The following is a 24426-nucleotide window of genomic DNA, read 5'->3' as shown; positions in this document are numbered from 1 at the left end:
TAGTCTCACAGATAACATATTGAACATAAATTAATTTGTAATTCATTAGGTTCATTTTTTGTGCATTATAAATAATAATGACTTGCATTGTCTTGTGACTCTTTTACCATAACTGTGTATCTGATTAATTTAATCGCTGGTGACATCATGACTCAAAATTCTACTCAGGCTAAACGCCCTCATGCAGCAATCAATTTACCGTTAACACTGGTTTCTTTAGATGAATGGTCACTGATAACAGCAACAGGTGCTGACAGTGAAAAATATCTACAAGGTCAATTAACAACCGATATTGCCGCACTTCCAACAACAACGCATACACTATCGGCACACTGTGAAGCAAAAGGAAAAATGTGGAGTACATTACGCTTTTTCCATACACAAGACGGCTTTGCTTACATTTTACGTAAAAATGTTGCGCAAAAACAACTGACTGAATTAAAGAAATATGCAGTATTTTCAAAAATAACCTTAACTGAAAATACTGAATCTGTATTATTAGGATTAGCAGGACAAGGTGCCGCTCAAGCATTAGCCGACTATTTTCCGGCTATTCCGCGTAAAGCCAATGAAGTAGTTACCCACGATAATACCTATATTCTTCAACTGCCTTTACCTACAGAACGCTTCTTAATTGTCACCGACGAAGAAACAGCAAAAAATCTGGCGACGACACTAAAAGCAGAAACAAGTAATAGTGAACAATGGCTAGCATTAGATATCGAAGCGGGATACCCCATTATTGATCCCCCTAACATTGAGCAATTCTTGCCTCAAGCAACGAATCTGCAAGCCTTACCACTGAGTATCTGCTTTAAAAAAGGTTGTTATACCGGACAAGAAATGGTGTCCCGTGCAAAATTCAGAGGTGCTAATAAACGTGCTATGTATCTGTTATCAGGTGGTGGCACTGAATTACCTGAAATCGGTGGTAGCATTGAATGGCAACTAGGCGAAGATAAATGGCGTAAAACAGGGACTGTATTAAGTGCTGTGCGCATGGCTGATAATACTATTCTTGCAGAAGTTATTATGAATAACGATATGGAAGCTGACAGCGTATTTCGTGTTCAAGGCGATAACATCAGTCGCTTATCCATTAAACCTCTTCCTTACTCTTTAGAAGAAGAGTAACGCTTATTTCAATCAGAATGGATTTTTATGACACAACAACCTAATGGGGCTTTTGGCCCCTTTTCAGAGACTATTAATTTCATTATGGAATTAGATAAACTTAAACGTGTTTATCGTAAAAATAATGTATTAGACAATAGCCGTTCTGAAAATACGGCAGAACATAGTTGGCATTTTGCGGTTGCAGCAATGAGCTTCCAACCTTATGCCGGGGATATTGATATGGGCCGTGCTATTCAATTAGCGTTAGTCCACGATATTGTTGAGATCGATGCAGGCGATGTTATGGTGTATGACGTTGCGGCACGTGAGGCAATCAAAGAACACGAGCAAAAAGCCGCAAGGCGTATTTTTGCTTTATTGCCTTCCCCACAAAGTGAATATTTCCTTAATTTATGGTTGGAATATGATGCAGCTGAAACACCGGAATCTCAGTTTGCTAATATTCTTGATCGCACTATGCCGATGCTGATGAATTTACACAATGAAGGCCAAAGCTGGGTTGAAAATAATATCCGCTTAGAGCAAGTGTTAGCGCGTAATCTGTTTATTGAAAAGCAGTGGCCTGAGTTTTGGCAATATCTCTACCCTCAATTATTAGAGGCACAGAAAAAAGGCTGGCTGAAGTAATAATAAAAAATACCGATGGCTAACTTAACCATCGGTATTTAATTTAAGAATATTGTTAGATTGACGCTTATTCGTAATCACTCATTGGTGCACATGAACAATGTAAATGGCGGTCGCCATACACATCATCAAGGCGTTTAACCGCAGGCCAATATTTGCTTTGTTTCGTTGCTTTACTTGGGAATACTGCGCATTCACGGCTATAACTGTGTGACCACTCTTGCACTAATTCATATTGTGTATGAGGTGCATTAACTAATGGATTGTCATCAATTGGCCATACGCCTTTATCTACCTGTGCAATTTCAGTGCGAATAGAAAGCAGAGCTTCAATAAAGCGGTCAATCTCCACTTTACTTTCGGATTCTGTTGGCTCAATCATCAATGTACCCGCAACAGGAAATGACATGGTTGGAGCGTGGAATCCATAGTCAATTAAACGCTTAGCTACATCCATCTCACTGATACCGTAATTCGCTTTTAATGGGCGAATATCAATAATACATTCATGAGCAACATAACCATCAGCACCGGCATAAAGAATGTCATAGTCATTTTTCAAGCGTTGCGCAATATAGTTCGCATTTAAGATTGCTACTTGGCTTGCTTGTTTAAGCCCTTGAGCGCCCATCATACGAATATACATCCAACTAATTGGTAATATTGAAGCACTACCGAATTGAGCTGCAGAAACGGCACCTTGTGTAGTGACATTTTCCATTTCAACAACAGAATGCCCCGGTACAAACGGCGCTAAGTGTGATTTTACACCAATAGGCCCCATACCAGGACCACCACCACCATGAGGAATACAGAAGGTTTTATGTAAGTTTAAGTGAGAAACATCAGAGCCAATAAAGCCCGGTGTAGTTATTCCTACTTGTGCATTCATATTGGCGCCATCAAGATAAACTTGTCCGCCATATTGATGAATGATCTCGCAAACTTCACGAATACCTTCTTCGTAAACACCATGTGTAGATGGATATGTCACCATCACACAAGAGAGTTCAGCTTGATGTTTTTCTGCTTTGGCTTTTAAGTCGGCAATATCGATGTTGCCATTGTCATCACAACCCACTACCACCACTGTCATGCCTGCCATATGGGCAGATGCAGGATTAGTGCCGTGTGCAGAGCTTGGAATTAAACAAATATGACGCGTATCTTCACCACGGCTTTGGTGATAACGGCGAATTGCTAATAGGCCCGCATATTCCCCTTGAGCACCTGAGTTTGGTTGCATACACATCGCATCATAACCCGTCAATGCAGCAAGCCAATTCGCTAATTGTCCAATCATCAACTGATAGCCTTTCGCTTGATAGGCTGGACAGAATGGATGTAGCTCTGTAAATTCAGGCCATGTAATTGGGATCATTTCAGCTGCCGCATTTAGTTTCATCGTACATGAACCTAATGGGATCATTGCTTGATTTAAAGCTAAGTCTTTATTTTCTAAACGATGCATATAACGCATCATTTCAGTTTCACTGTGGTAATGATGGAAATTTTCATGAGTTAACACAGTGTCTTTACGTAACATGGATGCGGGGATTGATGCTGAAGATGAAGTAATTTGTTTATCAAGTGTATCAATATCACCCACAAATGCTTTACCACTAATGATCTCAATAAGCGTTAATACATCTTTACGCGTTGTAATTTCACTTAATGTAACACCCACCGCTCCCACAATATCAGTGCGCAAATTAATTTCAGCGTCTTTTGCACGTTGTAATACAGCGGCTTTATCAGCCGTTTCAACCGTTAAGGTATCAAACCAAGTTTGATGGCGTAAAACCATACCATTTTGCTGTAAACCAGCAGCCAAAATATCGGTTAAACGATGAATACGCTGAGCGATGGTTTTTAACCCTTCTGGCCCATGATAAACCGCATACATAGCCGCAATGTTGGCAAGTAAGACTTGAGATGTACAAATATTGGAATTGGCCTTTTCACGACGAATATGTTGTTCACGCGTTTGCATCGCCATACGTAATGCACGATTACCCGCAGCGTCACGAGACACACCAATGATACGCCCCGGCATGGCGCGTTTGTATTCATCACGACAAGCAAAAAAAGCTGCATGAGGACCACCATATCCCATTGGTACACCAAAGCGTTGTGCTGATCCTAATACAATATCAGCGCCTTGATGACCTGGTGCAGTTAATACCACCAGCGCCATTAAATCGGCAGCAACACTGGTAATAATTTTACGTTCTTTTAACTCAGCCAATAACTTACTGTAATCATGAACGTCACCTGTTGTGCCGACTTGTTGTAATAGCACACCAAAGACACCTTCAAGCTCTAACACTTTTTCTGCTTTATCAACCACGACTTCAAAGCCAAAGGTATCTGCACGTGTTCTGACCACATCTAAGGTTTGAGGATGAATATCATCAGCCACAAAGAAACGCTCTGCATTTTTTAGCTTGCTTATACGTTTTGCCATAGCCATAGCTTCAGCGGCGGCCGTTGCTTCATCGAGTAATGATGCAGAAGCAAGGTCCATTCCCGTATAATCAATGGTAACTTGTTGGAAATTCAGTAGCGATTCAAGACGGCCTTGAGACACTTCTGGCTGATAAGGTGTATAAGCCGTATACCAACCCGGATTTTCTAATAAATTACGCAAAATCACCGGTGGTAATACAGATGGTGCATAACCCATACCAATATAAGAAGTAAAACGCTTATTTTGGCTGGCGATGGCTTTCAGTTCAGCCAAAGCTTCTTGCTCTGTTGCTCCTGCGCCCACATTCGGCGGTGTCTCTAATTGAATGTTATCTGGAACAATTTTTTGAGTTAATTCATTTAAGGAATAGACGCCAACAGCACTGAGCATCTCTTTAATCTGTTCTGGTGATGAACCAATATGGCGACGAATAAATTCATCACGATACTCTAACTGATTTAAAGTCTGTGTCATTGCAAGTAATTTCCTGAATTCACGATGAATGGATAGGTAATAGCCATGGCTTAAAGAACGTAGTGATAGCTATAAATAACAAGCTAATAAATAAAAACGCCCCGGCATGGTTTGACGGGGCGTTTAGTTTTATTCTTCGCTATCTACCAGCTCTTGATAACCAGCAGCATCAAGTAGGTCATCTAATTCGCTTTCATTATTTGCTTTAATGCGAAATAGCCAACCTTCTCCGTAAGGTGCGCTGTTTACCAGCTCTGGAGAACCATCTAACTCTTCATTTACTGCGATAATTTCACCCGATAATGGCGCATAGATATCTGATGCCGCTTTTACGGATTCCGCTACTGCACAATCATCACCAGCCGCGACTTCTCTACCCACTTCTGGTAGATCAACAAACACCATATCACCTAACAGTTCTTGAGCATGTTCAGTAATACCGATGGTGTACTCACCATTGCCTTCCGAACGGATCCACTCATGAGATTGTGCGTATTTTAATTCACTCGGTATTTGACTCATTGACCTTACTCTCCATTTAAAATAATTGTACGTGTTATACCAATGCTTTACCTGAACGAACAAAGCCAGGTTTTACCACTTCTACTGGCATCTCACGATTACGCATTAATACAATTGCGCTATCTTTTATACCTGCTGGAACTCTTGCTAATGCAATACTAAAGCCTAATGTAGGCGAGAAAGTACCACTTGTAATCACACCTTCTCTTAATTCACCCAAATCATCAGTAAAGTGTACGGCTGTACCTGCACGTAACACACCTTTCTCTCGCATGACAAGGCCAACAAGTTTATCTGTGCCTGTTGTGCGTAATTTTTCTAATGCTTCTCGACCTATAAATTGACGATCTTCAGGTGCCCACGCAATCGTCCAGCCCATATTAGCTTCAAGTGGATTAATCGTTTCATCCATCTCTTGACTATAAAGATTCATTCCTGCTTCTAGACGTAATGTATCTCTTGCACCTAATCCGGCAGGTTTAACACCTACCGCTAATAATTTTTTCCAGAAATTGACGGCTTGCTCTTTTGGCATTGCAATTTCATAACCCGCTTCACCGGTATAGCCTGTTGTTGCGATAAACAATTCATCAAGCACTACACCATAAAAAGGTTTCATTGCTGAAACAACTTGGCGTTGCTGTTCAGTTAATAGGCTTTGAACTTTTTCTTGTGCATGAGGGCCTTGAACGGCAATTAATGCCAAATCATCACGAACAGTGATATCAACGATATAATCTGATGCATGTTGCTCAATCCACGCCAGATCTTTTTCACGAGTAGCAGAGTTCACCACAAGGCGATAGAAAGAGTCATCAAAGTAATAGACGATAAGATCATCAATCACACCGCCTGATGCATTAAGCATTCCGGTATAAAGTGCCTTACCTTTTTCGGTGAGCTTAGCGATATCATTCGCTAATAAATAACGTAGAAAATCTTTAACTTGTGAGCCATGTAAGTCAACAATGGTCATATGAGAAACATCGAACATACCCGCATCACGACGCACAATATGATGTTCGTCTATTTGAGAGCCATAATGCAGTGGCATCATCCAACCATGAAAATCAACCATACGAGCACCGCAGGCTACATGCTCATCATACAACGGAGTCTGTTTTGCCATTCTTCCCTCTTTCTACTTTTACTTTAGATTATTCAGAGAACGCGATTTGTTAAATATAAAATTAAACTTAATTAGAAATCAGAGTATTAATCTCAAGCTTAAGTTTATTTTCAAACATTGATTTAACAAACACGAGCAATTAACGTACAACGCAAACGATACCATCCCTTTGAACTTAGCATTGTGAAGAAAAATAAACCATAAGTTAAAATAGGGTATTGTGTCTCTCAATCATAATAGAGAGATAGGAGTATGCAGAACTAATGATTACAATTATGCGTATCAGCGCTCATTTTTAGCGAGTAATTACGGTAAAAGAGGAATTAGTGCAAAGAATAGACTGAAAAAATAGATTTTTTTAGTTCTATTTCTTCAGTCAGATATAAATAAAAGTAATGTGAAATAAGAGATGAATTAGATTTTTTCAACTGAAGTGAAATTTTTATCACTTAACCATTCAGGTAAATCAGAAAGGCCCATTGCTTGCTCAAGTAACTTTGGTTTTACGCCCGGTAAACTATCTGCTAACGAAAGGCCGATATCTCGAACCCATTTCTTGACCGGATTATTACCCGCAAAGAGTTCACGAAATCCTTGCATACTTGCCAGCATCACTGCGGCAGCATGTTTGCGACGGCGCTCAAATCGTCTTAAATACAGATATTCACCAAAATCTTTACCTTCTGCTTTCAAGCGTCTTATTTCACCAATCAGCTCAGCTACATCCATAAAACCAAGGTTTACACCCTGTCCTGCTAAAGGATGAATAGTATGAGCCGCATCACCTAATAACGCTAAACGTGGAGCCGCAAATTGACGTGCATAACGCCCTGTTAGCGGTATGGTCATACGATCACTCATTAATTCACATTGACCTAAACGCATATCAAAGGTCACCCCTAATGTACGCTCAAATAATGTTTTCTCTGCAATTTTGTAACGCTCAGCAAGCTCACTGGGTAAAGACCACACAATTGAGCAAGTATAAGGATCAGCAAGTGGAAGAAAGGCCAGAATACCATCACCATGAAACACTTGGCGCGCTACATTATCGTGAGGTTGCTCAGTGCGAATGGTGGCGACTAAAGCATTATGTTCATAGTCCCAAAAAGTCAGCGGAATATCGGCATGTTTACGTAACCATGAATGAGCACCATCAGCGCCCACCACTAATCTTGCGGTTAACATTTCACCATCATCAAGGGTAATGAATGCATCATTTTCACCCCACACGACTCGCTCAATTTGTGTCGATGTATAAAAAGTAATATCGCTGTGGCTTTCACATTTTTGCCAAAGCACTTCCCGAATAAGGTTATTTTCAATAATAGAACCTAAATGGGTAAAGCCTTCGTTTTTTGCTGAGAAATTAATTCGACCAAAACTATCTTGATCCCAAACTTCCATACCTTGATAAGGAGCAGCACGTAGCGTGTTCAGGTTTTCCCAGACACCTAATTTTTTCAGCAACATTTCACTGGCTGTATTAATAGCGGATACCCGTAATGAAAAATCATCTTGTGGGTGAAAATGTTTCGTTACTGGGTGATTTTCTATTATCGCTATACGTAATCCACACCCGTGTAATCCGCTGGCTAATGCAAGCCCAACCATTCCACCACCAGCAATAACAACATCAAATGATTTCATAATTAAAATATCCTAAAAGCAATTATTTTAGAGTGTGCTGTTCTTTTCTGCTTATTTTTACAAAATAAAAAAATTATAAAGCAAACTATTTACTATTTTAGGTATTGATTGATATTAACAATGACCATTTAAAATAAAAATAGACCATCAAAGATCAACACGCTCTAGTTTGTCCAGCCCAGTGTTTGATGCGCTAATTTTTTTCTCATCATAGGAAGTAATTCCATCGTCATTAGCCCTAAATTACGAGAAATAATCAGTGGTGCACAGCGATTTGCAAATACTTTCACCAATCCATCTGTAATAGAAATGGTTTTATCTCTATCTTGTTCACGACGTTGCTGATATTGAGAGAGTACCCGATAACTACCAATATCTTTATCGGTATTAATCGCTTCAGTAATTGTGTTCGCCAACGTCATTACATCACGCAAACCAAGGTTAAAACCTTGCCCTGCAATGGGATGAAGTGTTTGAGATGCATTGCCCACTAAGGCTAAACGATGACTAATAATTTGATTCGCTTTTTGTAGTGCTAGAGGGTAGCAATTTCGTTTACCAACATGCTCTATTTTGCCTAAACGCCAGCCAAAATCACGCTGTAAATGCGCAATAGTGGTTTCATCATCCCATTGTAAAATTTCATCTAGCTTTTCAATAGGGTGACACCACACTAATGAGCTACGCCCTTCACTCATTGGTAACATGGCTAATGGGCCAAATTCTGTAAAACGTTCAAAGGCTTTACCTTGAGGATCTATTTCTGTTTTAACGTTAGCAATCATAGCCACCTGATTGTAAGGCTCCCGCTGCCATTGGATATGACATTGATGACCCATTGGGGAGTTTGTACCATCCGCCGCAATCAGCAGATCCCCCGACAATTGCGTACCATTATCCAGCGTGACATCAACAGAATCCATATTTCGTTGAACCTGTTCAACTTTCGCTGGGCAATAAAGTGTGATATTAGATTGTTTTTTTAACTTAGCAAAAAGTTGACGCCCTGCATCATGCAGTTCAATCACATAGCCAAGAGCTGAAATATCATAATCTTGTGCATGAATATTAACAAAACCACAATGGCCTTTATCAGAGACATGAACATGATTAATGGGGGTGACAAAAGGTTTTAACGTTGACCAAAGCCCGATTTTCGCTAACCGTTCTGCTGTTCCATGGGCTAATGCAATTGCTCTTGCATCAAACCCAGGGTGCCCATTGTCAGGCTCTCTTGCTTCAATTAACGAAATTGAAATCTTACCTTTATTTAATGCAGAAAGCGCCAGTGCTAATGTCGCACCCGCCATTCCACCACCCACAATAATCACATTCATGCTGATTTTAGCCTTAAATTTTTCCTGCCATCAGAGCTTCAATTTCATCCGGATCTTTAACAACAGATGCCGTTAAGTTCTCATTACCTGTTTCAGTAATAACGATGTCATCTTCAATACGAATACCAATACCACGATACTCTTGTGGCACATCGGCATCCGGCGCAATATAAAGACCTGGCTCAATGGTAAGCACCATGCCAGGTTCTAAAATACGATCACGCTCAGAGCCATAATGTCCAACATCATGAACATCAAGACCAAGCCAGTGACTTAGGCTATGCATAAAGAAGCGCTGATAAGCTTTGGTTTCAATAAGATGTTCGATTTCACCGTGCATAATACCCAGTTTAACCAGTCCTTCGACCATGATATACACGACATGCTCGGTGACGTCTTTGATGCTTGTACCAGGTTTATACAATTCCAAAGAAACATTAATTGATTTTAAAACGATGTCATAAATTTCACGTTGCTGACGGCTAAATTTACCATTAACTGGGAAAGTACGGGTGATATCACCTGCATAGCCTTCATATTCACAACCTGCATCGATGAGCACTAAATCCCCATCACGCATTTTAGTTTCATTTTCCGTGTAGTGTAAAATACAGCCATTTTCACCACTTCCCACAATGCTGTTATAGGAAGGAAAACGAGCGCCATGAGAAACAAACTCATGTTCAATTTCACCTTGGAGCTGATATTCATACATACCCGGCTGGCATTTTTGCATCGCACGTGTATGTGCTAATGCGGTAATTTTTCCTGCCTTACGAAGTAATTCAATTTCAAAGTCAGATTTAAACAGGCGCTGCTCATGAACAATAGGACGCCAATCAATAATAGTTTGTGGCGCTTTTAAATTACGGCGAGACCCTTTTCTTAAGGTATCTAATGCACTAAAAACAATGTCATCCGCAAACGTATATTCCCCTTGAGCATGATAAACAACATCTAACCCGTTTAATAATTGGTAAAGTTGCTCACCAACATCTTCATAAGGAAGTGCCTTATCAACGCCTAATTTTTCAGGCGCGGCTTCTTGTCCAAGGCGACGACCAAACCAGATTTCAGCGGTTAAATCTCTCACTCGATTAAAAAGCACACTATGATTATGTGTTTCATCACTTTTAATCAGTACGAGGATCGCTTCAGGCTCACTGAAACCGGTTAGATAAAGGAAATCACTATGCTGACGATAAGGATACTCACTATCGGCATTACGTTGCGCTGGTGGTGCAGCGAAAAAGATGGCGGCACTCGCAGGCTTCATTTGAGCTAATAATGCCTGACGACGGGATAAAAATTCTTGCTTATTCATACCCACTCCTGTCTTTCGTTTATCTTTATGATTGTCTAATTAATAGTGTCATTAATGTAGTGTATGTTGCTCATTTGGTTCATCATTTTTTTTGTCTTTTGGTGCGACAAACGTGATATAACAAAGTTGAACAGAGACTTTCACATATTCACTGACTTCTTCAAGCGCATCTTCAAGTTCTTCTTGATTTTCGTCTTCGTCATAACCTAGCCCACCAATATTACGTAAATCAGTAATAACTTCTGTTAACTCTTTATGCTCAGACAATTTAGGTTGAGCAACACCCAAACCTAAAAGAAAATGGTTTACCCACCCCGCGAGAGCATCAGCTCTTAAGAACAGAGAGTCGGACTCATCAGGCACTAACATAAAGAAGTTAAACACACTGTCATCCAGCTGTTCATAAGTGGTGTGATAAAGTTCTTCAAGTGAGTCTGACAGCGTTTTAGGGAAAGCTAGGCCTTCATTTGTCAGATCATGCAATAAGGTTTTCCAACTGTTATCACGCATAGCACCGCAAATAAATCCTGTAATCAGCCCATGCATTTCAGCCGCTGTTAACGGGACTGTATGTTGCTGTAATAACGTATTGATGGTTTGATAATTTGGTAATGTGTTTTGTTTTGACATAAGAATAAACGTCGCATTTAGGGGAATAGTTCAAGATATGCTACCATCAATAGAAGTCGCTGTACCAGTTAAGCCATGTTAATCATTGGAATTTTTGTAGTAATAGCGTTTAATACAGCGAGATAACCGTATACACTACTCAATATGTAGCACAGATTTTAAGTCAGGAAGGAATCATGTCCGCACAACCGGTTGAACTTCAAATTTTTGGGCGATCACTGCGCGTTAATTGCCCACCAGAACAAAAAGAGGCGTTACTGGCTTCTGCTGCTGAACTGGAACAACGCTTACAAGATCTCAAAGAACGCAGTGGTGTATCCAATACAGAGCATTTAATTTTTATAGTGGCATTGAATATGAGCCATGAGCTGGCAGAAGAAAAGCTAAAAACAAGAGACTATGCTTACAACATGGAAGAGAAAATAAAAATGCTACAACAATCCATTGAACAAGCTTTACACGATCAAGGCAAGCACCATGATCGCACTTTTTCAACTGCGAAGTAGATTTGTTCAGAAAGCATGCGTACACCACGAAATTCACAGATAATAGGTTGCTTTCTACAATTAAAATAATACAATAGTTCATAGATAAGGTGCTTAACAGCACCCACCAAATTTCTCTGAGGTGTTTGCCAGTGGGCCAGTCCCCTGAGCCGATATTCGAAACACATAGAATGTGGTGATCTGTTACTTGTGAGCATACCCGATTCGTTCAGGCAGCCTAATGGTAACAACACTATGTTCACCTTGGACCATGGGTTCAAGGGTTACAGCCTACGGCGGCATCTCGGAGACCTCCACCTAAGTTCTAAACAGTAAGTATTCTATAAATGTTTACTGTTTAGCGCTTTTTTTATATCTGTTTTCTTATCTTTCCCCCCTCCTTTCAACGTCTTCCTTTTTTATCTCTAAAGTGTGATAAATTGATTGAAATGATAGTTTTTGATTGTCACCGACTGGTTACTGATGGATTGATCAATGACAAATACCTCACTTTTTAAACAAAGAGATGAAATACGTAAAACTATTCGCCAAAAACGGCGTTTACTTCCCCCCGAACAACAACAGATAGCAGCAGCGAAATTATGTGAACAAGTACTGAGTCACCCCAAAATAAAACAAGCGCAAACTATCGCACTTTTTCTTTCTTTTGATGGTGAAATTGATACATCGCCGTTAATTTCTCAATTATGGGCATTAAACAAACAAGTGTGCTTACCTGTGCTACACCCTTTTCATCGTCATCACCTGCTCTTTTTGCGTTATACGCCCACGACTGTTTTAATCAAAAATCGGTTTAATATTTCAGAGCCCGCTTTAAATGTGAATACCGTTATTCCCATTGCCGATATCAATATTATTTTTACACCATTAGTGGCTTTTGATTTACAAGGTCAACGATTAGGAATGGGAGGCGGCTTTTACGATAGAACACTTGAAAATTGGCAACAAAAATCGTTTTATCCGATGGGACTTGCTCATGTGTGCCAACAAGTTGATTCACTGCCTAGTGCAAGTTGGGATGTACCATTACCTGAAATTATTACTCCCGAAAATAAGTGGGTATTTTAATCTTTAATTTATCGCGTCTCTTTTATCCCATTCAATAACACCCACTATTTCGTCTTATCATTTTAAAATAGGCAATAAAAAAGGCTCGATAACCAATATCGAACCTTTGATAGCTTATTCAGATAAAAACTAATAATTAATACAGCATACGAGCACGAATAGTCCCCGGTAACGCTTTGATTTTTTGTAACACTAATTCAGCTTGGGCTTTAGTCTGGGTTGTAATATCAATGACAACATAACCGACATTGCCATAAGTCCGCAGGAATTGTGCTGCCACGTTGATATTTTCTTCAGTAAACACATTATTGATACTATTCATCATACCAGGGCGGTTTTCATGAATATGCAATAAACGGTTTACATCATCGCCATGACTTGGTAATGAGACTTCAGGGAAGTTAACCGCAGATAATGTAGAACCGTTATCTGAGTATTTCGCTAATTTACCCGCAACTTCATAGCCAATATTTTCTTGAGCTTCTTGAGTTGAACCACCGATATGTGGCGTTAAAATCACATTATCAAATTTGATCAACTCAGACACAAACGGATCGTTAGGATCGTTATTCGCACCCGGCTCTGATGGGAATACGTCAACTGCCGCACCAGATAAATGTTTTGATTCTAACGCTTGTGCTAACGCAGGAATATCCACCACAGTACCACGAGAGGCATTGATAAGAATTGAACCTGGTTTCATGCGCTGAATTTCTTCATGACCCATCATATTTTTTGTTGATGAAGTTTCTGGCACATGTAAGCTGACAATATCACACATGTTCAGTAATTCAGATAAATGGCGAACTTGTGTTGCATTACCTAATGGTAGTTTATTTTCAATATCGTAGAAATAGACATTTAAACCTACACTTTCAGCCAAAATACCTAACTGTGTACCAATATGACCATACCCAATGATACCCAGTTTTTTACCACGCGCTTCAAAGCAGCCTTTCGCTTGTTTATCCCAGAGACCGCGATGCGCTTTTGCATTTGCTTCAGGAATACGACGCAGTAATAACAGCAATTCCCCCAGTACCATCTCAGCCACGGAACGGGTGTTTGAGAAAGGTGCGTTGAAAACAGGAATACCACGACGTGCTGCAGCCTCTAAATCGACCTGATTCGTACCAATACAGAAGCACCCTACAGCAACTAATTTTTCAGCGGCTGCAAAAATCTCTTCTGTTAAATGCGTACGGGAGCGAAGACCAACAAAACGAGCATCACGGATGGCTTCTTTTAATTCTTCGTCCGATAATGCGCCTTTGTGGTATTCAATATTGGTATAACCCGCTGCTCTTAAATTTTCTACTGCACTTTGGTGCACACCTTCGAGGAGTAGAAACTTTATCTTTTCTTTTTCCAAAGATACTTTGACCATTTACCCTGCCCTATCGTTATTACATTTAATGAAAAACAAAATCCTGTCTCATCAACATAACAAAAATAGAGTTTGTAGCAATACAACCGATTGCAGTGATGACAGAATAAGCAGTGAATAAAGTGATTTTCTACCGAGCAAAATGATTTTGACTTTGAAAATAGCAGGATATTAAAAAGAGATATAACTGTCGTGTGATATATATCACTGTATTTACCGTTTCTAAAATAATTTAAAAAATAGGTAGCAACCGCTACCTATCTTAAAATAAATTACTTGATGGTTTTAACGCCTTCAGCAGTACCCATTAAAACAACATTAGCACCACGATTAGCAAATAATCCTACGGTGACGACACCTGGGATACTATTAATTTTGTTTTCCAGTTCAATAGGGTTAAGAATTGTTAAATTGTGAACATCTAAAATAACGTTGCCATTATCAGTTAGTACATTTTCACGATATTCAGGTAAGCCACCCAGTTTAACTAATTCACGCGCAACATAAGAGCGAGCCATAGGGATCACTTCTACTGGCAACGGGAATTTACCTAACACATCAACTTGTTTAGATTCATCAACAATACAGATAAACGTTTTTGCCACACCCGCAATAATTTTTTCACGCGTTAATGCCGCGCCACCACCTTTGATCATTTGCATTTGATGGTTAATTTCATCAGCGCCATCGACATAAATATCTAAAGAATCGACTTCATTACAATCAAAAACAGGGATACCGTAACTTTTCAATTTTGCAGTTGAGGCTTCTGAACTGGAAACAGTACCTTCGATTTGGCCTTTCATTGTTGCTAACGCATCAATAAAATGAGAAGCCGTAGATCCCGTACCCACACCTACAATCATGCCGGGTTTCACATATTCAAGCGCTGCCCAACCTACTGCTTTTTTTAATTCATCCTGAGTCATTTAAAAAAACCTTATTTATCACGTTAATGGACTAAGAATAGCATATTGCATTCAAAACTAGCACGAGACACATCAAAAACTGAGAAGCAACATTTTAACTCATTACAACAAAAAATATGGCATAGTAAGCAATAGAACATAAAATCAAAGAGAGTCTGTTAATGAAACGCCCTGATTATCGAGCATTACAAGCCCTTGATGCCGTCATTCGCGAACGTGGCTTTGAAAGGGCCGCGCAAAAGTTATGTATTACACAATCTGCCGTTTCACAACGTATCAAACAATTAGAAAATCTATTTGGGCAACCCCTATTAGTTCGCACCGTTCCACCACAACCAACAGAGCAAGGGCAAAAATTATTGGCTTTATTGCATCAAGTAGAATTACTTGAAGAGCAATGGTTAGGTGATGAAAATAGCGGTTCTACGCCTCTTTTACTCTCTTTGGCCGTAAATGCTGATAGCTTAGCGACATGGTTATTGCCTGCTTTACATCCTGTACTAACACAACTGCCTATTCGGCTTAATATTCAAGTTGAAGACGAAACACGCACTCAAGAACGCTTAAGGCGAGGCGAAGTCGTCGGTGCAATCAGTATTCAGCCACAAGCACTACCCAGTTGCCTTGTCGATCAATTAGGTGCACTTGATTACCTATTTGTCGCTTCTCCTGATTTTGCACAACGCTATTTTACTAACGGTGTCACTAAATCTTCACTCTTAAAAGCCCCCGCAGTCGCATTTGACCATCTTGATGATATGCATCAGGCCTTTTTACAGCAAAACTTTGGGTTATCACCGGGCAGTGTTCCTTGCCATATTGTTAACTCCTCAGAAGCTTTTGTGCAATTAGCTAAACAAGGCTCGACATGTTGTATGATCCCTCATCTGCAAATTTCAAATGAACTAAAAAGTGGGGAGTTAGTTGATTTAACACCGGGACTCTGCCAACGTCGAATGCTCTATTGGCACCGTTTTGCACCTGAAAGCAGAACAATGAGAAAAGTGACTGATGCACTAATTGATTTTGGTCGTAAAGTGTTAAAACAGAGCGAAGAGTAACGTAAATACGTTTACCTCATTTCCTCAATAAAATAGGCTTCACTAAGAAGCCTATTTTATTTTTATGACAATAAATTTATTGAGTGCGTTTTAATTCAAACACAACATCAACATAATCTTTAAATTCGATACTTTGCTGTTGATACGTTTCTTGCACTGCGGCTGGTGCTTGGGCCTTTAATGCCATTGCATCCATACGAACTTGTGCAATTGGGTAAGGTGTCGCTTCTGGTGCACGATAGCTCACGCTATAAACGGCGCCTAAATCAGCGCCAAAACCTTTTGCAACTGAGCTAGCTTGGTCAATCGCGTTTTTAATTGCAACTTCACGGGCTTTCACTTTGTATTGTTCTGGATTATTAACACCAAACTCAACATTATTAATCTCATTTAACCCAGCTGCTAATGCACCATCTAGCAGTGTATTGAGCTGCTCTAATTTCTTAATTTTTACATTAACAGTACGGGTTGCAGTATAACCATTAATCACTGAACGCTCTGCTTTTTTATCATACTCATAGTTTGGTTGAGTACGAATATTGGCAGCATCAATATCTTCTTTCACAACACCATTTTCTTTTAAAAAGGCAAAATATTTTGCTACACGATCATCAACTTGTTTTTTTGCAAGGGCAGCATCTTTTGCACTTTCACTAACCTGAATATTCAATGTCGCCATATCAGGAGTTGCTTTAATTGTTGCATTACCCGATGTTGTGATATGTGGTCCTTCAGGTTCAGGAGCCGCTAATGCAATGGAAGGTAACCCAAGCGTAAACACGGATGCTAATACAATCGCTCTTAATTTCACAAAAACCCCCTGACAAAATAAATTTTAGTGCCATCTTTTTATGGCTAAGAAGAACATTACCATATCTAATGTAAAGTTCTTTAAGATTAAAAGAGAGTTTTCCATCCTTGTGCGGCTAATTGAAGCGCAATAAACCACATCACACACCCCACAAACAGATTAATAATACGCTGAGAGCGTGCTTTGCTTAAGATTGGTGAAAACCAAGCCGCGAGCAGTGATAACGCAAAAAACCAACTGATAGAAGCAAATACCGCCCCAAATGTAAACCAAGGACGTAGTTCTGACGTTAATTGTCCGCCAATACTGCCTATCACCACAAAGGTATCTAGATAAACATGAGGATTAAGCCAAGTTACCGCCACCAAAGTCACAATGACACGCCAGCGACTTTTTACCTGATTTTCACCTTGTGATAATTCAAGATCTTTTGAAAAAACGGTTTGAAAAGCATTCCAGCCATACCATAATAAAAAGGCTACACCTCCCCATGTAATCAATAGCAACAGTGTTTCTGATTGGCTCAATAACGCACTTCCGCCAAAAACTCCTGCAGTAATCAATATAACATCACTTAAGGCGCATAATAATGCACTCATTAAGTGAAATTGCTTTCGACTACCTTGCTGCAAAACAAAGGCATTTTGCGCCCCTATAGGTAAAATCATAGCAGCACTTAATAAAAACCCCTGAAAGAAAGTTGTAAACATGCAAAATACCTTGATAATTATTCATTTAGTATAAGCAGAATAATAGAGGGATTTTGATATTAGAGGAAATGAATCATTCTTATTGCTAATAAGAAAAACTAATGACAACTCAATAGTAACAAATGCAGGATTAATAGGGATTATTACAATGAAATTGCCATTATTATTAATATCATAAAAATATAATTAGACCAGATAATGACATGAGGTATCACAACAATTAAAGCGACTATAAATAAGATAGTACGAATATGTTTTTTTTCTGCTTTATGTGAATGCCACAACAGCAATAGCGCCAAAGAAAAAACAAGATAACCGCCAATGTAATGAAAAATAAAAAAGATACCTCTTAAGAATGTCTCCATTTCTTTATCCTACTCCATTAATAATATTCGTTATCTCACCTTATTACCTCGGTTATAATACAAAAAAGCCACGTCATTAACGTGGCTCTCAGTCTGTTATTTTTGTGAGACTATTCTGCTTTTGCTGTCGCACTTTGTGTTTGATGCATATAAACATCCATTTGTGGAAATGGAATTCCGATATTGTTTGCATCTAATGCACGTTTAAAATCTTCCATTAGATCCCAATAAACAGGCCATGCATCACCATTGGTTGTCCAAACACGTACCACAAAGTTTAATGAAGACGGTGCCATTTCATGTAAACGGATAGTTACACCTTTATCGTGTTGAATACGTTTGTCTTTTGCAACAACATCACCCAATACTTGTTTTACTTTATCGATATCAGCATCATAAGCCACACCAACAATAATTTGTGTACGACGATTAGGCTCACGACTTAAATTAATCACTTCACTACTGATAATTTTGCTATTTGGAATAACAATAATTCTATCATCGGCTGAGCGTAATGTGGTAGAAAAAATCTGTACATCTTTCACCGTTCCCTCTACAGAACCGATCATGACATATTCATCTGCACGGATAGGTCTGAAGATAACAATCAGTACACCTGCGGCAAAATTAGACAGAGAACCTTGCAGAGCTAAACCAACAGCTAAACCAGCAGCACCTAATACAGCGATAACCGAGGCCGTTTGAACGCCTAATCGACCAAGCACCGCAATTAAGGTAAATGCCACAATAGTATAACGAACTAAAACAGAGAGGAATGTCACAACCGTGGCATCAATATGGCGTAACGTTAAAACTCTTGCAACACCTTTTCCAATCATTTTTGCCACAAAAAGACCAATAAATAAGATCAATAATGCGGCAACAATATTCACTGCATATTGAATAAAAAGATCTTGATTTGCAGTAAACCAACCTGTTGCTTGATCTAAACTTGTAGGTAATTCATTCATTGGGCCACCTTTTAAATCTTAAAAATGTATAAGAATAATAGCAATTCAATAGTATATTGTGGCAGATTCATTCCAAAAATATATAGGATTTGTTAATTTTTTCTATTTTCCAGAATAAATAACCGGTATTTTTGCAGCATTACAGCAAAATCCTCTAAACCACAAAAAGCGAGGCTTTCATTATCGTAATAGCTCATGCCCTCTTCCATTTCATCGGTTTCAAAATGCAGTGTATTAGCTCTTACCATAACTTCTTCGTCATCAATAGATAAACTGTATTCTTTCCCTATTAATTCCCACTGCCTTTCACTTCCCTTAATACTGTCCATTTCTTCAAGGATTTGATCAATTAGGCTGATATCGCCTTGAACCTCATCATTCAGCCAATAACCTATTGCTTCATGATCCATCGAAAAACGGGCAAGTATACCGCCAGTGAGATCTCGCTGAAATTCATAATCCATGGTGTACGCCCCTTATTAAGCTCTCGCCTTTTTAATAAAAAAACATCTTATTATTATTATGACAAAAATAACAAAAAACGGGAGGCTTTCGCCCCCCGTTTGTTCATATTAAATGCGTTTAAAGCAATAAATTAATAATTAGACTGTTGTTTGGAAAATAACTTGGTCTGCTTTATCCGTATATTGTGCTAACTGATCAAAATTCAAATAGCGATAAGTATCTTCAGCAGTTTCATCCACTTTATTCATAAAATCGAGATACTCTTGTGGCTCTGGTAAACGACCCAATAATGAAGCTACTGCCGCAAGCTCCGCTGAAGCAAGATACACATTTGCACCTGTACCTAAGCGGTTAGGGAAGTTACGTGTCGATGTTGATACGACAGTTGCACCATCAGCAACACGCGCTTGGTTACCCATACATAACGAACAACCCGGTACTTCTATGCGGGCACCACTCTTACCAAAGACGCTGTAATAACCTTCTTCTGTTAATTGCGCTGCATCCATCTTCGTTGGTGGTGCAACCCATAAACGTGTTGGTAATTGACCTTTATGTTGATCAAGCAGTTTACCCGCAGCACGGAAGTGGCCAATATTGGTCATACAAGAACCAATGAACACTTCATCAATTTTGCTGTTCGCCACTTCTGATAATAAGCGAGCATCATCAGGATCGTTAGGTGCACATAAAATTGGCTCTTTGATCTCATTTAAATCGATTTCGATCACAGCCGCGTATTCTGCGTCAGCATCCGCTTCAAGCAATTGAGGATCTTTCAACCAGTTTTCCATTGACGTAATACGGCGTTCAATAGTACGACGGTCACCATAACCTTCAGCAATCATCCATTTCAATAACGTAATATTTGATTGTAGGTATTCAATAATAGGCGCTTTATCCAGTTTAATCGTACAACCTGCAGCTGAACGCTCAGCTGACGCATCGGCTAATTCAAATGCTTGCTCTACTTTTAGTTCTGGTAAGCCTTCAATTTCAAGAATACGACCTGAGAAAATATTCTTCTTCCCTTTTTTCTCAACCGTTAATAAACCATCTTGAATAGCATAATAAGGAATGGCATGGACTAAATCACGCAATGTCACGCCTGGCTGCATTTTACCTTTAAAGCGCACCAAAACAGACTCTGGCATATCTAGTGGCATAACCCCTGTTGCTGCAGCAAAAGCCACTAAGCCCGACCCTGCTGGGAATGAGATACCAATTGGGAAACGAGTATGCGAGTCACCACCAGTACCTACGGTATCAGGTAATAACATACGGTTTAACCATGAGTGGATAATGCCATCACCTGGGCGCAATGAAACACCACCGCGGTTCATAATAAAATCGGGTAAGGTGTGATGTGTCGTCACGTCAACCGGTTTTGGATAAGCCGCGGTATGACAGAATGATTGCATCACTAAATCTGCAGAAAAACCAAGGCATGCTAAGTCTTTGAGTTCATCGCGCGTCATTGGGCCTGTGGTATCTTGTGAACCAACAGAGGTCATTTTGGGCTCGCAATATTCGCCAGGGCGAATGCCTGTACGACCACAAGCACGACCTACCATTTTTTGGGCTAGAGAGAAACCACGGTTACTTTCTTCAACAGGTTTAGCATGACGGAACAGTGTGCTAACCGGTAAGCCTAGTGACTCTCGGGCTTTCGTGGTTAAACCCCGACCGATGATCAGCGGAATACGACCACCCGCACGAACTTCATCAATTAATACTTCCGTTTTTAGCTCAAAGGTTTCCAGTAACTCATTGGTTTCATGATCACGGATTTCACCTTTGTATGGGTAAATATCAATAACATCACCCATATTTAATTTAGAAACTTCAACTTCAATAGGTAATGCGCCCGCATCTTCCATTGTATTAAAGAAGATAGGTGCAATTTTACTACCAAGAACAACACCACCACCGCGTTTATTTGGAACGAAGGGAATATCATCCCCCATAAACCAAAGTACAGAGTTAGTCGCTGATTTACGCGATGAACCTGTGCCCACAACATCACCAACATACGCCAGTGGGAAGCCTTTTTTATTTAATGCTTCGATCTGTTTAATAGGGCCAACGCTACCCGGTTGATCGGGTTCAATTCCTTCACGCGCATTTTTCAGCATAGCTAAAGCATGTAATGGAATATCAGGGCGTGACCAAGCATCCGGTGCAGGTGACAAGTCATCGGTATTCGTTTCACCAGTGACTTTAAATACGGTAACCGTCATTTTTTCTGCTAATGCAGGGCGTTCAGTAAACCACTGTGCATCAGCCCAAGATTGCATAATTTGTTTAGCGTAGACATTGCCGGCTTTGGCTTTTTCTTCCACATCATAGAAATTATCAAACATCAGTAATGTATGTGTTAGCGCTTTTGCTGCAATTGGTGCTAATTTATCGTCATCCAGAGATTCAATTAAAGCATGAATATTATAGCCACCTTGCATGGTACCTAATAATTCGACCGCTTTTTCTGGTGTAATAAGTGGTGATGTGGTTTCGCCTTTCGCGAGAGCGGTTAAAAAGCCCGCCTTAACATAAGCAGCTTCATCAACGCCGGGGGGAACGCGGTTAACAATTAAATCAAGAAGGAACGCTTCTTCACCTTTAGGGGGATTTTTTAATAGCTCAACAAGTGCGGCTGTTTGTGTGGCATCGAGAGGTTTTGGAACGACACCTTCAGCTGCACGCTCTGCTACGTGCTTACGGTATTCTTCTAGCACGACTTTCTCCTCGCTTCTTTGTCATTTTGTATAACCCGGCTGTCTGCACCCTATTGATAAGGTGCCAGGTCAGAGGATCTTTTGCTCGCATAAAACATAAGAGGTTGTAAAATTATGCCCAGCTAAGGGCTATCAGCATAGCAAATCTTCAACACGATGTTAATTCGTTCACATAAAAGTAACATTAATCAGATTCAAATATCCACTTATTCAGATTAAAACACTTAAACAAAATATATAACAGAGACTTTTAACCAAGATTTAGGTTAATAACCACACTTTTTATAGTTTTTTTCATCCTCAGGTTAGCACTAAAGTCAAATTTACGGTTAAATAAACGACAAAAATACCTAATCGCTAATATTCCTCTTCATTAAGCAACGCTAGCTTCAACAAAAAGACATAAAAAAAGAGCCAAGTTCTATAAAGAACTTAGCCCTTATCATTTAAACTACTTTAGTAAACTGTTTTCAGCAAAGCTGTTTTCAGTAAACAAGTCGCTTATTTTTTCTTTTTCGCTTTTGGATTTGGCAGGTCAGTGATACTACCTTCAAATACTTCCGCCGCCATACCGATTGATTCGTATAACGTTGGATGAGCGTGGATAGTTAATGCGATATCTTCAGCATCACAACCCATTTCGATTGCCAGACCGATTTCACCTAACAGTTCACCACCGTTAGAACCCACAATGGCACCACCGATAACACGGTTAGTTTCTTTGTCGAAAATCAGTTTAGTCATACCATCTGCACAATCTGATGCGATTGCACGGCCTGATGCTGCCCAAGGGAAAGAAGCTACTTCATAGCTAACGCCTTTCTCTTTCGCTTCTTTTTCTGTCATACCAACCCATGCAACTTCGGGTTCAGTATAAGCGATTGATGGAATAACTTTAGGATCGAAGTAATGTTTTTTACCTGAGATAACTTCGGCTGCAACGTGACCTTCATGGACACCTTTGTGAGCCAGCATTGGTTGACCAACGATGTCACCGATAGCAAAGATGTGAGGTACATTAGTACGCATTTGTTTATCAACATGGATAAAGCCACGATCATCAACTTCGATACCTGCTTTACCTGCGTCTAACAGTTTACCGTTAGGTACACGGCCGATAGCAACTAATACTGCATCGTAACGTTGTGGTTCTGCTGGGGCTTTTTTGCCTTCCATTGTTACGTAGATGCCATCTTCTTTTGCTTCAACCGCAGTTACTTTGGTTTCTAGCATCAGATTAAATTTCTTGCTGATACGTTTGGTAAAGACTTTAACGATATCTTTGTCTGCAGCAGGAATAACCTGATCAAACATTTCAACCACGTCAATCTGAGAACCCAGTGAGTGATATACCGTTCCCATTTCCAGACCGATGATACCGCCACCCATTACCAGTAAACGCTCTGGTACGGTTTTCAGTTGCAGTGCATCTGTTGAGTCCCATACACGTGGGTCTTCATGTGGAATGAAAGGTAATTCGATTGGACGTGAGCCAGCAGCAACGATTGCATTTTCAAAAGTGATGGTAGTTGTACCTTCACCACCTTCAACAGACAATGTGTGAGAACCTGTGAATCGAGCTTCGCCATTAACGACAGTCACTTTACGGCCTTTAGCCATACCCGCTAAGCCGCCAGTTAACTGAGAAATAACTTTGTCTTTCCAGATGCGAACTTTGTCGATATCTGTTTTTGGTGCGTCAAAAACAACACCGTGTTCAGATAAGGCTTTCGCTTCTTCGATAACTTTAGCAACGTGGAGTAACGCTTTAGAAGGAATACAACCCACGTTCAGACAAACACCACCTAAAGTAGAGTGACGTTCAACTAAAACTGTTTCTAAACCTAAGTCAGCGCAACGAAACGCTGCGGAATAACCCGCAGGGCCTGCACCGAGAACCACTACCTGTGCTTTAATTTCAGTACTCATCGTGACCTCATTATTTATTTGTCCGGCGAGTCAGACGAAAATCCATATTTAACACCGAGACTTACATACCGCATGCAGTTTACAGAAATGTTAATAAACTGAAAAGCGCTCTAACATGACTGATCTCACAACCTAAGATGTATGACTGTAAAATCAGCCCTAGTAATCAGAGAAACCGGCGCTAAGCAC

20 protein-coding genes and 1 other RNA gene are annotated in these 24426 nt (G+C 39.9%); 6 read left to right on the top strand and 15 right to left on the bottom strand.

Annotated features, from left to right (window positions below; all coding sequences use genetic code 11):
- Nucleotides 1–147 precede the first annotated feature (147 nt).
- Together ygfZ and INT04_RS03295 are read left to right on the top strand one after the other, a co-directional pair.
- Nucleotides 148–1134, top strand: coding sequence for a tRNA-modifying protein YgfZ (ygfZ, locus tag INT04_RS03300; protein WP_193014731.1), 987 nt, complete (start codon nt 148–150; stop codon nt 1132–1134).
- Between the two features lie 27 nt (nt 1135–1161).
- A complete protein-coding gene (locus tag INT04_RS03295; protein ID WP_036934909.1) occupies nt 1162–1764 on the top strand; it encodes an HD domain-containing protein in 603 nt (200 codons plus the stop codon).
- Between the two features lie 67 nt (nt 1765–1831).
- Here INT04_RS03295 and gcvP read toward each other — a convergent pair whose 3' ends face one another.
- From gcvP to INT04_RS03260, 7 genes are all read right to left on the bottom strand, one after another.
- Complete coding sequence (gene gcvP / locus INT04_RS03290; protein WP_193014730.1) at nt 1832–4708, bottom strand: aminomethyl-transferring glycine dehydrogenase; 2877 nt, start codon at nt 4706–4708, stop codon at nt 1832–1834.
- 129 nt (nt 4709–4837) lie between these two features.
- Complete coding sequence (gcvH, locus tag INT04_RS03285; RefSeq protein ID WP_100159082.1) at nt 4838–5230, bottom strand: glycine cleavage system protein GcvH; 393 nt, start codon at nt 5228–5230, stop codon at nt 4838–4840.
- Nucleotides 5231–5264: 34 nt separating this feature from the next.
- Nucleotides 5265–6359, bottom strand: a complete 1095-nt coding sequence (gene gcvT / locus INT04_RS03280; protein ID WP_193014729.1) for a glycine cleavage system aminomethyltransferase GcvT — start codon at nt 6357–6359, stop codon at nt 5265–5267.
- Nucleotides 6360–6773: 414 nt separating this feature from the next.
- Nucleotides 6774–8009 (bottom strand): FAD-dependent 2-octaprenylphenol hydroxylase, encoded by a 1236-nt coding sequence (ubiI, locus tag INT04_RS03275; protein WP_193014728.1) that lies wholly within the window; start codon nt 8007–8009, stop codon nt 6774–6776.
- Between the two features lie 164 nt (nt 8010–8173).
- Nucleotides 8174–9346 carry a 2-octaprenyl-6-methoxyphenyl hydroxylase gene (ubiH, locus tag INT04_RS03270; protein WP_193014727.1) on the bottom strand — a complete coding sequence of 391 codons (1173 nt, stop codon included), beginning with the start codon at nt 9344–9346 and terminating at the stop codon, nt 8174–8176.
- 13 nt (nt 9347–9359) lie between these two features.
- Nucleotides 9360–10670, bottom strand: coding sequence for a Xaa-Pro aminopeptidase (gene pepP / locus INT04_RS03265; protein WP_193014726.1), 1311 nt, complete (start codon nt 10668–10670; stop codon nt 9360–9362).
- A gap of 51 nt (nt 10671–10721) precedes the next feature.
- Nucleotides 10722–11300 (bottom strand): YecA family protein, encoded by a 579-nt coding sequence (locus tag INT04_RS03260; protein ID WP_193014725.1) that lies wholly within the window; start codon nt 11298–11300, stop codon nt 10722–10724.
- 176 nt (nt 11301–11476) lie between these two features.
- Between INT04_RS03260 and zapA the strand changes: the two genes are divergently transcribed.
- The 3 genes from zapA (at nt 11477) to INT04_RS03245 (ending at nt 12874) form a co-directional block, all read left to right on the top strand.
- Entirely contained in the window at nt 11477–11806 is a 330-nt protein-coding gene (zapA, locus tag INT04_RS03255) for a cell division protein ZapA (protein WP_193014724.1), read from the top strand.
- 110 nt (nt 11807–11916) lie between these two features.
- A non-coding RNA gene (gene ssrS / locus INT04_RS03250) (6S RNA) lies at nt 11917–12100 on the top strand.
- A gap of 180 nt (nt 12101–12280) precedes the next feature.
- Nucleotides 12281–12874 (top strand): 5-formyltetrahydrofolate cyclo-ligase, encoded by a 594-nt coding sequence (locus tag INT04_RS03245; RefSeq protein WP_193014723.1) that lies wholly within the window; start codon nt 12281–12283, stop codon nt 12872–12874.
- A 136-nt stretch (nt 12875–13010) separates the two neighbouring features.
- On the opposite strand, the gene serA is transcribed toward INT04_RS03245, so the two are convergent.
- Nucleotides 13011–14261: a phosphoglycerate dehydrogenase gene (gene serA, locus INT04_RS03240; protein WP_193014722.1), complete on the bottom strand. Its 1251-nt coding sequence runs from the start codon at nt 14259–14261 to the stop codon at nt 13011–13013.
- A 272-nt stretch (nt 14262–14533) separates the two neighbouring features.
- Entirely contained in the window at nt 14534–15190 is a 657-nt protein-coding gene (gene rpiA / locus INT04_RS03235; protein ID WP_193014721.1) for a ribose-5-phosphate isomerase RpiA, read from the bottom strand.
- Nucleotides 15191–15351: 161 nt separating this feature from the next.
- On the opposite strand from rpiA, the gene INT04_RS03230 reads away from it, so the two are divergent.
- Entirely contained in the window at nt 15352–16251 is a 900-nt protein-coding gene (locus INT04_RS03230) for a LysR family transcriptional regulator ArgP (RefSeq protein ID WP_193014720.1), read from the top strand.
- A 76-nt stretch (nt 16252–16327) separates the two neighbouring features.
- Here the strand turns inward: INT04_RS03230 and INT04_RS03225 are convergent, their stop codons facing one another.
- The 6 genes from INT04_RS03225 to lpdA all read right to left on the bottom strand — a co-directional run bounded on the left by INT04_RS03225 (nt 16328) and on the right by lpdA (nt 24237).
- Nucleotides 16328–17062 carry an oxidative stress defense protein gene (locus INT04_RS03225; RefSeq protein ID WP_193014719.1) on the bottom strand — a complete coding sequence of 245 codons (735 nt, stop codon included), beginning with the start codon at nt 17060–17062 and terminating at the stop codon, nt 16328–16330.
- 86 nt (nt 17063–17148) lie between these two features.
- On the bottom strand, nt 17149–17772 hold the full coding sequence (gene argO / locus INT04_RS03220; protein WP_193014718.1) for an arginine exporter ArgO: 624 nt from the start codon (nt 17770–17772) through the stop codon (nt 17149–17151).
- 475 nt (nt 17773–18247) lie between these two features.
- Nucleotides 18248–19108 carry a small-conductance mechanosensitive channel MscS gene (gene mscS, locus INT04_RS03215; protein WP_193014717.1) on the bottom strand — a complete coding sequence of 287 codons (861 nt, stop codon included), beginning with the start codon at nt 19106–19108 and terminating at the stop codon, nt 18248–18250.
- 92 nt (nt 19109–19200) lie between these two features.
- Nucleotides 19201–19572: a YacL family protein gene (locus tag INT04_RS03210; RefSeq protein ID WP_193014716.1), complete on the bottom strand. Its 372-nt coding sequence runs from the start codon at nt 19570–19572 to the stop codon at nt 19201–19203.
- A 138-nt stretch (nt 19573–19710) separates the two neighbouring features.
- Nucleotides 19711–22308, bottom strand: coding sequence for a bifunctional aconitate hydratase 2/2-methylisocitrate dehydratase (gene acnB / locus INT04_RS03205; RefSeq protein WP_193014715.1), 2598 nt, complete (start codon nt 22306–22308; stop codon nt 19711–19713).
- A 501-nt stretch (nt 22309–22809) separates the two neighbouring features.
- Nucleotides 22810–24237: a dihydrolipoyl dehydrogenase gene (lpdA, locus tag INT04_RS03200; protein WP_193014714.1), complete on the bottom strand. Its 1428-nt coding sequence runs from the start codon at nt 24235–24237 to the stop codon at nt 22810–22812.
- Nucleotides 24238–24426 lie beyond the last annotated feature (189 nt).

The sequence above is a fragment of the Proteus sp. FME41 genome (assembly GCF_014897315.1).
Lineage (GTDB): Bacteria > Pseudomonadota > Gammaproteobacteria > Enterobacterales > Enterobacteriaceae > Proteus.
The sequence above is the reverse complement of the archived record's forward strand: the minus strand, read 5'-3'. Positions and strand labels throughout refer to the sequence as shown.

Coding starts and splice junctions, on each gene's coding strand:
- ygfZ (WP_193014731.1), top strand. CDS start 148: ATGACTCAAAATTCTACTCAGGCTAAACGCCCTCATGCAGCAATCAAT.
- INT04_RS03295 (WP_036934909.1), top strand. CDS start 1,162: ATGACACAACAACCTAATGGGGCTTTTGGCCCCTTTTCAGAGACTATT.
- gcvP (WP_193014730.1), bottom strand. CDS start 4,708: ATGACACAGACTTTAAATCAGTTAGAGTATCGTGATGAATTTATTCGT.
- gcvH (WP_100159082.1), bottom strand. CDS start 5,230: ATGAGTCAAATACCGAGTGAATTAAAATACGCACAATCTCATGAGTGG.
- gcvT (WP_193014729.1), bottom strand. CDS start 6,359: ATGGCAAAACAGACTCCGTTGTATGATGAGCATGTAGCCTGCGGTGCT.
- ubiI (WP_193014728.1), bottom strand. CDS start 8,009: ATGAAATCATTTGATGTTGTTATTGCTGGTGGTGGAATGGTTGGGCTT.
- ubiH (WP_193014727.1), bottom strand. CDS start 9,346: ATGAATGTGATTATTGTGGGTGGTGGAATGGCGGGTGCGACATTAGCA.
- pepP (WP_193014726.1), bottom strand. CDS start 10,670: ATGAATAAGCAAGAATTTTTATCCCGTCGTCAGGCATTATTAGCTCAA.
- INT04_RS03260 (WP_193014725.1), bottom strand. CDS start 11,300: ATGTCAAAACAAAACACATTACCAAATTATCAAACCATCAATACGTTA.
- zapA (WP_193014724.1), top strand. CDS start 11,477: ATGTCCGCACAACCGGTTGAACTTCAAATTTTTGGGCGATCACTGCGC.
- INT04_RS03245 (WP_193014723.1), top strand. CDS start 12,281: ATGACAAATACCTCACTTTTTAAACAAAGAGATGAAATACGTAAAACT.
- serA (WP_193014722.1), bottom strand. CDS start 14,261: ATGGTCAAAGTATCTTTGGAAAAAGAAAAGATAAAGTTTCTACTCCTC.
- rpiA (WP_193014721.1), bottom strand. CDS start 15,190: ATGACTCAGGATGAATTAAAAAAAGCAGTAGGTTGGGCAGCGCTTGAA.
- INT04_RS03230 (WP_193014720.1), top strand. CDS start 15,352: ATGAAACGCCCTGATTATCGAGCATTACAAGCCCTTGATGCCGTCATT.
- argO (WP_193014718.1), bottom strand. CDS start 17,772: ATGTTTACAACTTTCTTTCAGGGGTTTTTATTAAGTGCTGCTATGATT.
- mscS (WP_193014717.1), bottom strand. CDS start 19,108: ATGAATGAATTACCTACAAGTTTAGATCAAGCAACAGGTTGGTTTACT.
- INT04_RS03210 (WP_193014716.1), bottom strand. CDS start 19,572: ATGGATTATGAATTTCAGCGAGATCTCACTGGCGGTATACTTGCCCGT.
- lpdA (WP_193014714.1), bottom strand. CDS start 24,237: ATGAGTACTGAAATTAAAGCACAGGTAGTGGTTCTCGGTGCAGGCCCT.